Here is a 13,427-nt window from a genome sequence, read left to right as displayed (position 1 = left end):
TTCTAAAATAGAAATCTCCTTTTTCATGTGCTAATTATTTTTCTTTATAACGGAAATATCTGAAGTCGGCCGGAATATGATGACCGCCCGTATCTTGGCATTGCATCCCTACAAAAGCTCCTGTAAAGAATCCCCCGCCGCGGATGTAATCATCTGATAATTTTTTCGATTCCAATGTAATGTCGATTTTGTGCCAATCTTCTTTGTTAAATGAATAGAAATAATAATATTTTTCGTTTTCAATATTCACTTTTAAATAGACATACTTGACTTCACGAGGAATCACAATTTTATTTTTTAATGGCTGTGAAAAAGAAAAGTTATCACATATCGTTAATTCCAGAATACGGCCAAGTTCTTCATCATACGTGACTTGAAGAGCCGTCCAATTCTCTGTATTGTAATAGTTCACCAAACCAGCGGCTTGCTGAAAATTTTCCGGATAAAACGCAACAGCCGTTTCTGCTTCAAAATGGAGGCTTTGCCAGCGTCTGGCTACAAACGCCTGAGTAAATGTCGAAGTTAAGGATTCATGGCCGTATAATCGTAAATGATTTGGCGCTTGAGTTAATGATCCTAATTTCTCCGTAAACGGGATTCTTAACGTTTGAAAATTGATATTTAATGTTGCATCCTCAAATTCATCAACTTCCGGATACGTGTCTTCAAACATTGTTTCTGGTATAGAAGGCGCATCCACCTCCAAGCTCCCTTCTTTTCCGCCTGCTACATATGGCCAGCCATCTTTCCAATAGAGTTTTTGAATAGCAGTTTCTCTGCCCAGAGGACAATATCCTCTCTGCTGAAAAATTGAATCATCGTCCGGATGAATGGGACGTCCCGTTAAATGAGCTAAATACCACTCACCTGTATGTGTTTGTACAATGGATGCATGTCCGCATTTTTGCAGCGGATTTTCCGGCGCATGCCATGACGTTAAGATAGGATTATCGGGATGAACTTCATATGGGCCCTCAATATTTGCAGAACGGGCAATTGTAGCAGCATGTTCGAACCGCGTTCCTCCTTCTGCGGTTAATAAATAATAATAGTTCCCGATACGGTAAAGGTGCGGCGCTTCTGTCAGCTTTCTTTCAGTTCCTTTAAAAATCACTTTCGGTTTACCGATTAGTTTTTGCTCCTTATCAGAATATTCCTGCATGACAATGCCTCCAAAGGAGTGCCGATCAATACGCTGATCCCATAACATATTTAATAAATATTTTTTCCCATCCGTATCATGGAACAAAGAAGCATCAAAACCCGAGCTGTTTAATGTGATCGGCTCCCCCCAATCACCATTAATCGTGTCACAAGTCACTAAATAATTGTGGCAATCTTTCCAGGCGCCATCTACAACCTTAACATCCGTATAGATCAGCCAAAACTTTCCGTCGCTGTAACTTAAACATGGCGCCCAGACCCCGCCTGAATTAGGATTTCCTTTCATGTCTAATTGCGAAACTCTCTGTAATGGATGTGCAACTAAGTGCCAATTGACTAAATCTTTTGAGTGGTGTATCTGGACTCCCGGAAACCACTCAAATGTAGATACAGCGATATAATAATCCTCTCCAACCCTGCAAATACTCGGATCGGGGTTGAATCCTTTAAGTACTGGATTGATAATCTTCATTTTGAACTCCTCCTCAGCTATTTTCTGTTGACTCATCATGTTTTAAGCTTTGAAATCGTCAATATGATCCAAATAAACTTTGTCTCTATTCTCTAATTCTCGAACCATGCTTTTATATTTTTTCTCATCTAAGTTATAGAAATTAATATCAATCATGGCCAGAACCAGTAAGAACACGGGGATAATGGTTGTTGTAATTAAAATTCCCGTCAATGCCTCCGGCGTTTGCACCTGATTTGCCACATATCCAAACTGATCTAGAACCAAACCCGGTACAACCCCTCCCAAGGCCATGCCGAATTTAAAGAAAAATCCGATAATAGCGTATATGAGACCGCCCATTCTTTTCCCGGTCTTATACTCTCCATATTCTATTGTTTCAGGAATAAGCGCCCACATATATCCCCCGGCAGTGAGGCTTCCTGCAGCGGCCAGCAATCGAAAGGAAAGTATCAGGAATATATTACTTGACGGAACGAAAAGTAAAGCTAAGAGGCCGATCATATTCAGTAATAATGCATAGTTTAGTAATTTCTTCTTCCCTAATAATTGATGAAGCTTTGGAATAAACGGTAAAATGACCAAAGCAGGCAAACTTCCCAACAAACCGTACCACTTCACTAAATCCGCTCTTTCTAAATTATACGTTACGTAATAGATGCCAACCGAATTACTGATTGAATTCACTCCAAAAATAATAATAAAGAAAATACTTAATACAACTAGAGGCCGATTAACACGAAATTGCTCAAATATATCCGAAAATTTAATTTTTTCTTCCGATTTTTGAAGCGTGACACGCTCTTTTGTGCTTTTAAAACAAAAGATTAAAAGGCACCCGCCTATAACTCCCATAATACCCATGGTTAGCTGCCAGCCAAGAGATTCGCTGCCGGAATTATCGCTTAAATAAGCAGCCAGTAAGGGAACAAAAAATGCAACGACAAGTCCTCCAAGATTTGCAAATAACATACGGACAGACGTTATACTAACAACTTCTTGATTATTTCTGGTCATTGCAGATGTTAACGCGCCATATGGCACGTTTATCATGGTGTATGTAAGCGATAAGCCGACATAGGTGATATAGGCATATATTAATTTCCCCATATCCGAAAAATCGGGGGTTGTAAAACAGAGGATGGCCAATATGACAAAGGGAAAAGCTCCGAATAAAAGATACGGTCTGAAGCGGCCAAACCTGCTATTTGTTCTGTCAACTATTGTTCCAATAAAAGGATCAGCGAGAGCGTCGATGATTCTAACCACTAAAAACATCGTACCGGCTGCTGCTGCCGATAAACCAAAAACATCTGTATAGAAGAACAAAAGATACGTAGACACTGTTGCATAAATTAAATTACAAGCAAAATCTCCAGACGCATATCCAACTTTTTCAACCATGCTGATCTTCTTTACATTTTCACTGAGCATGATTTCTCCCCTTTTCGATCCTTTACATAAGGAACATGATGAAATGGTATAACATTTCTTTAAAATTATCGGCCAGTGAGCGGATTATAAAAGCGCTTTCAAAAAAATGATAGCGGTTTACTTTCACAGAGCATTTTCAACATCCAAATGGTGATCAGATAGCAGTGAACAGGATAAAAGCTTGGCTTTCGCTTTTTATATACCTCCAATTAAATCGAGCCTCTTATCCCCCTCCCATTTAAGACCTTTACATGATGGACAATTAAAGTGGTTTTATTAGTTTGTTGATCGAACAAACTAACTTGATTTCATATTATAAAATCTTTTCTGCTTTTTCAACTCTTTTTTCAGAGAATTTAAAACCGGCAAAGGACATACCATGTTGTAATTGCCGACTGCTTCGACAGACGTTAAGTAAAACCCCCCTGTGTCACCTGACTGACTTATTAAATGATAAGCACTTCCATCATCTTTTGTTTAGAAAAACTTATTAAGAAACATGCACTTGAAAAAATGCGAATCATATATAAGTGATATCCCGTTTAATTGGTTGAGGAGGATATTATGAAACCTATGCTGCCTTTTGAAAAATATTTTGGGGATTTAGAACTGGTATATGCATTTTATGGAGCTATGCCTACCGGTGTTACTGTTTCAGAAACTGGTCGTATTTTCATTTGTTTTCCGAAATGGGGAGACGATGTTAAATTTACGGTGGCGGAGATAATTGGGGATAAATTGCAGCCTTATCCTGATTTACAAACCAATTTGGTTAACCCTGAGAATATCAAAATGACTTTCATCAGTGTCCAAAGTGTAGTTACTGATGGAAGAGGAACCCTTTGGGTACTAGATACGGCGGCACCCAATTTTTCTGAACCAATTAAAGGCGGGGCAAAATTAGTCGCTGTTGATTTAAAAACCAATACAATCAGCAGAGTTTATACCTTTACAGAAGGTGTTGTCCTTCCAACAACTTACCTGAATGATGTCCGATTTGATTTTCGTGTTGGAACTGCAGGTTATGCCTATATAACGGATTCTTCTTCCAAAGGACCAGGAGCGATTATCGTCGTGGATTTAGAAACCGGAAACGCATTTAGACGGTTAAATGGAGCAAATCCAACTTCACCGGATTCCTATTTTATACCGAAAGTAGAAGGCAACATTTTGATGAATCGTAACAGGGATGGTTCAACTTCCCCATTTAGGCTGGCATCCGACGGTATTGCGATTTCTCCTGACGGAAAGGTATTATTTTTTTGTCCACTGACCAGCCGCCATTTGTTCTCGATCTCAACAGAAGCCCTGAGAGATAGAAATATACCGGACATGGATTTACTTTATCATGTGGCGTATTGGGGAGAAAAAGGCGCGTCTGATGGAATGATTACAGATGCAAAAGGAGCCATTTATGCCGGAGATTACGAGAACAATAGTATTCGAAAAATGCTGCCGAATGGCATAATGGAAACCATCGCACATGATCCGAGAATTTTATGGCCGGATACTTTTTCGATTGGTCCGGATGAATACTTATACGTCATCGTGAACCAATTACATCGGCAGGCTAGATTTCATTATGGAGAAGATTTACGACAGAAACCTTATAGTTTACTTCGTATAAAAATCGATGAATTACCTGCTCCTTCCTATTGAAAATAAAAAATGAAGGAAATCATATAATATCCTCATTTAAATATAAATGATTATTCGAGCCGTTTATAATCGGCCTATTGACGTATATAAGAAAAAAACAGACCTCCCTTGAGCCTCAGAACCTGAAGGAAAAGGTCTATCATGAATATCAGCTGAGCAAGTCCTTTGATGGGCAGCTTTTATTACAGAGCCGGGGTGATACCAACACCCTGGTCTTTTTATTAAGGGAAAAACACTGTAACCCGTCTGTAGTTTACAGCAGGAAAAAGACTTTATCTGGATGACTTTATTCATGATCCCAAAACAATATCTTTTCATTATCGATATCCATACATATTTCATTCCCGCCTGCAGAGCTGCTTGCAATAGGAATTATATTTCTAGGAAACCGATCAGAATATGTATCGATCACTTTCTGAAGACTGCTATGATCGTTCGCTAAACCGTAAATATCCTCTAACAATTGCGTATCATCGTCCTTACCCATCCAAAGGTCTTTCTCTATTGGTTTATAGCAAACGTCATACTCAACTTTATCTGTTGTTTTTTTACTTTCTAAATAACATCCTCCATATATCTTCAAAAAGTCCTTATAATCTGAAGGTAATTGATTGCCTATGTTAATTTCAAGCTCTTTTAGTTGTTCATTTGTATTAATGCTAGGATCTGTGCCAGCATCAATCGTAAACTCTTTCAACTTTTGTTCGATCTTATCTTAGTAAAGCTCATTTTAATACTCCTTCATATGCTATGGAAAAACAAGTTATAGACCTTCTTTTTAGTTTTAATCGTCCCAGTCCTCATCATCAATCCAGTCGTCTTTCGCTTCTTCCAGTTCTTCTATTAAAAACTCAAGGAATGTACTACCAACTTGTTTACCATATCCCTCTTGGTTGTCCCAAAGAATGACAGGGCATTCACCATTTTTCATCTTATTAGTGTCAAGACAATAAGAAAATTCATCTACATATTCGATCACTACAAGACCATCGGAAAGGTTATAATATTTTTTATATTCATTGGTCTGTTCGACAACTTCAGCGCCGTGAGAGTCATATCCGAGTATCATTGTTCCATATGCTCCCCCTGAACCATACTCAGTTAAAAACCACTTATAGCTGTCTGGAAGAGTTACATTGAGATCCTCTTCTATTTCTCTAATCTGCTCCTCAGTGACTCCTCCCGTGAGAATTGAATTTTCTTTATTTTCATCAAAGAAAGTTTTTATTTTTGAATAATCCATTAAACTTTCACCTCTTATTCTTGGTTCTCAAATTGCTGAGCTCTCCATCTCCAATACCTTCTTCTGAAACTTTTATATTGTTTATCAAGTACTAGATCATTTCTAAAACTCTGTCCATTCCCTTTTAATCCATGCAAAACATCACTGTACTTATTATGCCAGCTTTCAGGTATCTCCAGTATAGTACCAGGCTCTTCTTGAATTAAGTGATGTAAATTTATTTGCGTGCCATCTTTAGCAAACGGAGCATTACCATTTTTCATCAGTTGTAGATTCGTAAGGCCTTTACGATTTTTTTGATTAAGATCAATATCTTTCATTGTATATACTCTACGGCTTACATCTCTAGGCTCTCCTTTAACTTTTACCTTACCGTCTATTTCGTATGCTTCATATTTTTCTTTATTTAACCAAGGGACATCAACTTGCTGACCTGTAAATGGCTTTCTGCTTTCATCCAATTTCTTTGCATTGGTCAAAAGTTCATTTTTAAGGTTTTGGCTATCAACCACATTGTATGGCACGTCCCCTGCCATCGCAAGATTATATTTAGAGTTATACGGAAGCAGATCTGGAAGTTTAACATCCTTAATTTTCTGACCTACCTGTCCTGCCTTGTTTATGACCTTCCCCGCCGCATCAGCTTTGTTAACGGCTCCTGCTCCTTTCGTTCCGACGACAGCCACAGCTGCTGAACCAATTGCATATGTCACCCATCTTGATCTGGAGTAAGCATCTCCGTTCACCATATCTTTTTGATACGATTCCTCGATTGCTGCTGAAACAGCATCATATGTTTTAACAGGATGAAGTACTGCATTCCCCAGTGCTGACAAGGTTTCTCCCGGATCGGTTATGAAGTCCCATAAACCGGTTACCGTGTCTTTCCCGACATCATATAAACCAACGCCAGCTCCTTTTAAAATATCCCAAGTCACTTCTCCGACTTCTTCAAGCTGTTTTGCTTGTTCAAGCTGCATGACATGTTGCTGCTGGGAAGGTTCAAGGTTTTCATAGCCGATCTTCTTCGCAATTTCCAAATATTCATCCGGATCGGTCACACCGTCAGCGAGTTTTTTCTTCAAATCCTTGATTTCCCGCTCTTTCGCTTCTTCCTTTTTAATCGTCAAATAAGCATCTGAATGTCTTGCAATCTCGCCTTTCTTCTTATGTATGTCACTTTCCCTGTATGCCTTGGCGTTATAATGAAGCGGAGTGGCGTTTTTTCCTTTGCCCGTAGCGTTTTGGAGCTGTTGAAAGTCTGCCTGAATGAAATGTTCATTTGCCTCGGTTTCTGCGTATTCTTTCGTTAGATCGTGATCAAGCTTTCCGAGTTTATGTATGGTATCGTTCTTTTTTATCTGCTGACTCAAGCTTTTGATCGACATCTTCTGTAGAGAAAACATCAAGATGAATGATATCGCTGATTTCATCACAGTCTGTTCTGACTGTCATACACGGTTTTATCTCGTTCTGTAATAATTTTCAGCGGTATAGTATTTCCAATCCCAAAAAGCATCCCCGTTCGACATAATATATCGGTCTAAAAATATTTCAAAGTTTAAATTTAATGGATTATATTCTGAACCACTTTCAAATATAAATAGATAGTTAGGATCACCTTGATTCACTCTATCCTTATCGATCATTAAATGACATTCTTCCAACAGATAGCCAATAGGTATTCCATTGATCCCATCAAACAAATCCTCATATTTTAGTTCTTCCTCTATTTCCTCAAGGCTAAATAAATGAAGCCCTCCGCCAATATTCTCACCCTTTGAAAGGATTTCGAAAATTTTTGCGCCATTATGCTGAGAAATAAACTTCAGGTAATCATCAGGAAGAGTGAATTTATGATTCGACTGAAAGTTTTGGATTTCACTAAGAGACGCTTTGTTCGGAGAAAAAGTCACAAGACTCTCTATAATATATCCCTCAGAACAAAACAATTTAATGGCCCCTTTTTCATCTAAAAGACTTTTCAAACCATTGATAGTCTTATGGACAAAGTTAGTCAATAAAAACACCCCCATACTCCTCAGAATAATTACTGAGGATACGAATTTGTTAATCAGTAAGAATTTTATTCATAATTGAAGCAGCATTAGAAGTAAACAAAATATAAGTGTTTTTTGCCGTTTTAATTACTATCCTATCCGTAGAGCCATAAGGAAACCCAATCCTTACTGCATTTTTCTCCTGTCCCCCGTAGTATGGATCCAGTAATACATCGTTGATTTCTTTGATTGGAATTTCAATTTTAGATAGTTGCCAATTGATAATTAATTTACCATCAGATTTTTCAACTTTAATCCCAAGCAAAATTGCATTTCCCCTTCCGTCTATATACTAAGTTAAATTGTAACATAGGGTTTGCATAAAATAACATATTAAGGAAAATGAAAATGATTGCCCACAATTTTCAGATAAGAATGTTGTGAAATCGTTTTAGTAAAAGCTGTAAAAAAATATTACGAAAGAACGCCTTACCTGGCGTCTTCAGTTTCAAAGAGGAGGTGGAGGGATGGAAGTCTTTAGTCTTGTTCATTTTTTCATTTCACCAGTTCTACCGTACCCTGAAAGCCCTATTAAAGGTCTGTTTCATTTATGTCAGAAGAGACAGCATTTTTGCTTTAGTTTTTGGTCGGACACTCCGTCAGCAGACAAGCCATATATACGTTTCGCAGTTACTGTTTTCAGAACGCAACAGCCATCAATTCCGTTGTTAGCTGCCCCCATTTTTAGAAGCCGTCTACTCAAACCAAAACCGAATAAAGAATCACGAGAAATACGAGTCATCAATTGCGGAGTTAGATTCATAACTTCAAATTTTTTTGGTCATATTTTGGTCAAGGACCAAAAATATTGTTCTTTTAATCTTATGATCAAATCCAAAAAATCCCCTGACACCAATAGTGCCAAGGGATTGAGAGATTAATACTGAGACATGTATTGTTCGCGTTCCCACGGATGAACCTGTGTGCGGAACATATCCCATTCGATTTCTTTTGCTTCGATGAAGTGTTCGAACAGGTGCTCGCCGAGCGCTGCAACCATGACTTCGTTTGATTTGAATTCGTCGAGAGCTTCCGCCAGTGTCGCCGGAAGATCTACGATGCCGTTTTCCATGCGCTCTTCTTTGCTCATGACATAGATGTTGCGGTCAATCGGAGCCGGTGCTTCAAGTTTGTTTTTGATTCCGTCAAGGCCTGCTGCAAGCAATACGCTTAACGCCAGGTACGGGTTTGCCGCCGGGTCTACGCTGCGGACTTCAACACGCGTGCTGATGCCGCGGGAAGCCGGGATACGGATCAGCGGGCTTCTGTTTTGCGCGCTCCATGCCACGTAGCAAGGTGCTTCATAGCCCGGAACAAGGCGTTTGTAAGAGTTCACTGTCGGGTTTGTGACAGCCGTAAAGCTTGTCGCGTGTTTTACGATACCGGCAATGAAATGTTTTGCTGTTTCACTCAGCTGAAGATCAGCGTCTTTATCAAAGAACGCGTTAACGCTATCTTTAAAGAGTGATAGGTTGCAGTGCATACCGGAACCGTTTACGCCGAACAGCGGTTTTGGCATGAATGTCGCATGCAGACCGTGTTTGCGGGCGATCGTTTTGACAACCAGTTTGAAAGTTTGGATGTCGTCACAAGAACGGATGGCACCGGCATATTTAAAATCGATTTCGTGCTGACCCGGAGCAACTTCATGGTGAGATGCTTCGATTTCAAAGCCCATTTCTTCAAGCTCAAGCACGATATCGCGGCGGCAGTTTTCTCCCAAGTCAGTCGGAGCCAGGTCGAAGTATCCGCCTTTATCGTTCAATTCAAGCGTCGGTTCGCCTTTTTCATCTAATTTAAACAGGAAGAATTCAGGCTCAGGTCCAAGATTGAAATCGCTGAAACCGAGTTCTTTCATTTCTTTCAGAATCCGTTTGAGGTTGTTACGCGGGTCACCTTCGAACGGCGTGCCGTCCGGATTGTAAATGTCACAGATGAAGCGTGCTACTTTACCTTTTTCAGCCGTCCATGGGAAGATTACAAATGTGTTCAGATCAGGGTATAAGTACATATCAGACTCTTCGATACGGACGAAACCTTCGATGGAAGAACCGTCGAACATGCATTTATTATCAAGTGCTTTTTCAAGCTGGCTCACAGGAATTTCCACGTTTTTAATCGTTCCGAGAATGTCTGTGAATTGAAGGCGGATATACTTTACGTTTTCCTCATTTACTAATTTTACGATGTCTTCTCTTGTGTACTTTGCCATTTCGTAAAACTCCTCCTCTAAAAGGTAAATGTATATAGCAAAACAGTTGCTAACGGATTAATGAAAGAATCGGGACATGTCACCTTGGCGGAAAGTATTTCCCCGCTGGAAACGGCCTGCCTGCATCAGTTCGTTTTTCAGAAGCTTTCTGAGTTCGTCATCAGACAGATCGTGCTTCATCGGTTTGGCGGTTTTTTCGGATTTTTCTTCCGGTTCGGCAGATGCCTTATCCAGAATTTGTTTGATCCCCGCCATATTGACGCCTTGTTCAATCAGATTTTTGATTTCTAACAGTTTATCTACATCATGGAATGAAAATAATCGTCTATTTCCTTCGCTTCTCGCTGGAAATATCAATCCATTTTCCTCATAATATCGAATTTGCCGGGCAGAAAGTTCTGTTAACTGCATGACAATCCCAATTGGAAATAAAGGCATTGAGCGGCGAATGTTATCACTCATCTCAATTTCCTCCTTTTCTTATCTTAGTCTCATTATAGGTGATGTTATATTTTGTGTCAACACAATGTAAGGAATCTTAACATCAAATTCTTTGAAAATTGCAAACGGCCTAAATCAGCTCTTTTTCCATTAAAGCATTTACGGCGCTGCAAATCGCATTTTTCACGTGCGCGTAGGTTAATCCTCCTTGGACATACGCGACATAAGGCGGTCTGATGGGTCCATCTGCTGATAATTCAATGCTTGCTCCCTGTACGAAAGTGCCCGCTGCCATAATGACATCGTCTTCATATCCCGGCATATAGCTCGGATAAGGCGTCACATGCGCATTAATCGGTGAAGCATATTGTATCGCCTGGCAAAAAGCGATCATCTTATCAGGGTCCTGAAACTCAACTGATTGAATCAGATCCGTTCTCGGCGCATTCCATGCAGGGTTTGACGTAAAGCCGAGCTTTTCAAGAAAACGGGCGGTAAATACCGCTCCCTTCAAGCTTTGCGCCACTACATGCGGAGCGAGAAAGAAACCTTGATACATTTCCTGCAGTGAATAAAGCGAAGCGCCGGCTTCACTTCCGATTCCCGGGGAGGTCATCCGGTAAGAGCAGGCCTCAATCCACTTGGCTTTCCCTACAAGATAGCCGCCCGTTTTAGCAAGGCCGCCGCCCGGGTTTTTAATCAGGGAACCGGCCATAAGATCCGCTCCGACATGGCAGGGTTCCCGCTCTTCTGCAAATTCTCCGTAGCAATTGTCCACAAAAACAATGACATCTTCTTTGATTTCCTTTACGAAACGAATCATCTCTTCAATTTCATTTATTCTGAAAGACGGACGATTCGCATATCCTTTTGAACGCTGGATGCCGATCACTTTTGTATTCGGGCGGATTGCAGCCCGGACCGCTTCAAAGTCCACTCTGCCTTCTGATGTTAAATCGACTGCATTGTATCCGATTTGAAATTCCTTAAGCGAGCCTGAATACTCCCCGCCTCTTACTCCGACGATTTCCTCGAGTGTATCGTAAGGCTTGCCTGTTATATAAAGCAATTCGTCCCCGGGTCTCAGCACACCGAAGAGCGCGATTGAAATCGCATGCGTTCCGGAAATGATTTGCGGCCGCACGAGTCCCGCCTCTCCTCCGAACACATCAGCATAGATCTTCTCCAGTGTATCTCGTCCGATATCATCATAACCGTATCCGGTTGAAGGCGTAAAATGCGTATCGCTTACTTTATGTTTTCTGTAGCTTTGCAGGACTCTCCATTCATTCCGTTCACTGATTTCTTCTATTCTTTTATGAACGGCGGAGATTTCCGCTTCTGTTTCTTCGGCGGTTTTTTGTAAAAGAGCGCCATGGGTCAGTGTGTCAAACATGTTGTGTATACCTTCCTTACATGAATTTCTTCAATTCTCCGAGTATGCTTTGTTCTTCCTGTACATAACCTGAGACTTCGTAGCGTTCATTTTCTTCATTAAAATAAAGGCTGTCGATCATGGTCTCTGATTTGATGCGTGACATCAATTTGCCTTCGGCGGCAGGCACATGAACTTCATACGGCGTCAGCAGCTCCCGGCGCAAATAAGCTTCGATTTCCGCTTTTAGTTTTGCTTCATCCCCGGCGATTCTGGCGCTGATCATGATGTGGCCTTCTCCCGCTGTCGGGATGAAGTCAGGAAGTGTCTCATCACGTTTGTTATAGGCGGTCAGCACCGGAATATCATCTGCCTCAAGCTCTTTTAACAGACCGAGGACCGTCTGTTCATGCCCGGCATAATCTTCATTGGATGAATCAATGACATGAATGATCAAGTCTGCTTCCTTCACTTCCTCAAGCGTTGAGCGGAAAGCGGCAATCAGCGTCGTCGGCAAATCCTGAATGAAGCCGACCGTATCAGACAAAAGGACGCTGTAGCCGCTTGGGAGCGCCATCTTTCTCGTCATCGGATCAAGTGTTGCAAACAGCAGATCTTCTTCATAGCTGTCTGAACTTGTTAATTGATTGAACCATGTTGATTTTCCGGCGTTGGTATACCCGACGAGTGCAGCCTGAAGCACGCCGTTCTTTTTACGTCTCTCCCGATAACGGCTTCTGTGGCGGATAACCGTTGAAAGCTGCACGTTAATTTCGTGTATGCGGTTTCTAATGTGGCGCCGGTCTGTTTCAAGCTTTGTCTCACCGGGCCCTCTCGTCCCGATTCCGCCGCCTTGTCTTGAGAGATTGATTCCTTGTCCGCTTAGACGGGGCAGCGCGTATTGAAGCTGGGCCAATTCGATCTGAAGCTTTCCTTCTCTCGTCTTCGCTCTTTTTGCGAAAATATCCAAAATAAGCTGCGTGCGGTCGATGATCTTCGCTTCAATTGCAGTGGCGAGTGATTTAAGCTGGCTCGGTGACAGTTCATCATTAAAAATGATCAGATCCGCTTCAAGCTCTTCACACAGCGCCTTCAGCTCGTCTACTTTCCCCTTGCCTATATATGTAGCGGCATCCGCTCTGTTCCGTTTTTGCGTAATCCGGGTCAGCACCGTTCCGTCAGCCGTTTTTGTCAATGAAGCAAGCTCTTCCATGGAATGTTCAAAGTGCTCATCTTTCATGTGCGGAAGCTGGCAGCCGACCAAAATGACCGTTTCTTTTTTTCCTTCCTGTTCGTTCAAATGGATGTTCCTTTCTGTGTCGTATTGGGCAGTAGTACTATCATACCAAACCCGCAGGGCGTATACC

Annotated in this window: 10 protein-coding genes and 2 pseudogenes; 1 reads left to right on the top strand and 11 read right to left on the bottom strand. The window is 41.1% G+C overall.

Annotation, left to right across the window (positions count from 1 at the left end; translation table 11 throughout):
• Nucleotides 1-34 precede the first annotated feature (34 nt).
• Entirely contained in the window at nucleotides 35-1,636 is a 1,602-nt protein-coding gene (gene xynB, locus NYE36_RS10225; RefSeq protein WP_094032694.1) for a xylan 1,4-beta-xylosidase, read from the bottom strand.
• A 42-nt stretch (nucleotides 1,637-1,678) separates the two neighbouring features.
• Nucleotides 1,679-3,070 carry an MFS transporter gene (locus NYE36_RS10220; RefSeq protein ID WP_064116159.1) on the bottom strand — a complete coding sequence of 464 codons (1,392 nt, stop codon included), beginning with the start codon at nucleotides 3,068-3,070 and terminating at the stop codon, nucleotides 1,679-1,681.
• A gap of 564 nt (nucleotides 3,071-3,634) precedes the next feature.
• Between NYE36_RS10220 and NYE36_RS10215 the strand changes: the two genes are divergently transcribed.
• On the top strand, nucleotides 3,635-4,729 hold the full coding sequence (locus tag NYE36_RS10215) for an L-dopachrome tautomerase-related protein (RefSeq protein ID WP_064116160.1): 1,095 nt from the start codon (nucleotides 3,635-3,637) through the stop codon (nucleotides 4,727-4,729).
• A gap of 289 nt (nucleotides 4,730-5,018) precedes the next feature.
• Here the strand turns inward: NYE36_RS10215 and NYE36_RS10210 are convergent.
• The 9 genes and pseudogenes from NYE36_RS10210 to hflX all read right to left on the bottom strand — a co-directional run.
• Nucleotides 5,019-5,438 (bottom strand): annotated as a pseudogene (locus NYE36_RS10210) (SMI1/KNR4 family protein); the annotation flags it as partial.
• Nucleotides 5,439-5,513: 75 nt separating this feature from the next.
• Nucleotides 5,514-5,972 carry an SMI1/KNR4 family protein gene (locus NYE36_RS10205; RefSeq protein WP_015417527.1) on the bottom strand — a complete coding sequence of 153 codons (459 nt, stop codon included), beginning with the start codon at nucleotides 5,970-5,972 and terminating at the stop codon, nucleotides 5,514-5,516.
• A gap of 14 nt (nucleotides 5,973-5,986) precedes the next feature.
• Nucleotides 5,987-7,406: pseudogene (locus tag NYE36_RS10200) on the bottom strand (HNH/ENDO VII family nuclease); the annotation flags it as partial.
• 29 nt (nucleotides 7,407-7,435) lie between these two features.
• Complete coding sequence (locus tag NYE36_RS10195) at nucleotides 7,436-7,993, bottom strand: SMI1/KNR4 family protein (RefSeq protein WP_031379094.1); 558 nt, start codon at nucleotides 7,991-7,993, stop codon at nucleotides 7,436-7,438.
• Between the two features lie 49 nt (nucleotides 7,994-8,042).
• Complete coding sequence (locus NYE36_RS10190; RefSeq protein ID WP_033574791.1) at nucleotides 8,043-8,297, bottom strand: hypothetical protein; 255 nt, start codon at nucleotides 8,295-8,297, stop codon at nucleotides 8,043-8,045.
• 612 nt (nucleotides 8,298-8,909) lie between these two features.
• A complete protein-coding gene (gene glnA / locus NYE36_RS10185) occupies nucleotides 8,910-10,244 on the bottom strand; it encodes a type I glutamate--ammonia ligase (protein WP_007410365.1) in 1,335 nt (444 codons plus the stop codon).
• A gap of 57 nt (nucleotides 10,245-10,301) precedes the next feature.
• A complete protein-coding gene (glnR, locus tag NYE36_RS10180) occupies nucleotides 10,302-10,706 on the bottom strand; it encodes a transcriptional repressor GlnR (protein WP_007611631.1) in 405 nt (134 codons plus the stop codon).
• A gap of 109 nt (nucleotides 10,707-10,815) precedes the next feature.
• The gene (locus NYE36_RS10175) at nucleotides 10,816-12,081 is read right to left on the bottom strand and encodes an aminotransferase class I/II-fold pyridoxal phosphate-dependent enzyme (protein ID WP_007410367.1); all 1,266 of its coding nucleotides are present in this window, start codon (nucleotides 12,079-12,081) and stop codon (nucleotides 10,816-10,818) included.
• Nucleotides 12,082-12,097: 16 nt separating this feature from the next.
• Entirely contained in the window at nucleotides 12,098-13,360 is a 1,263-nt protein-coding gene (gene hflX / locus NYE36_RS10170) for a GTPase HflX (RefSeq protein ID WP_225046176.1), read from the bottom strand.
• Nucleotides 13,361-13,427 lie beyond the last annotated feature (67 nt).

The sequence above is a fragment of the Bacillus sp. FSL R5-0593 genome (assembly GCF_038603755.1).
In the GTDB taxonomy this organism is placed as follows: domain Bacteria; phylum Bacillota; class Bacilli; order Bacillales; family Bacillaceae; genus Bacillus; species Bacillus velezensis.
Note: the sequence above shows the minus strand (reverse complement) of the source record. Positions and strands in the feature narration are given on the sequence as shown.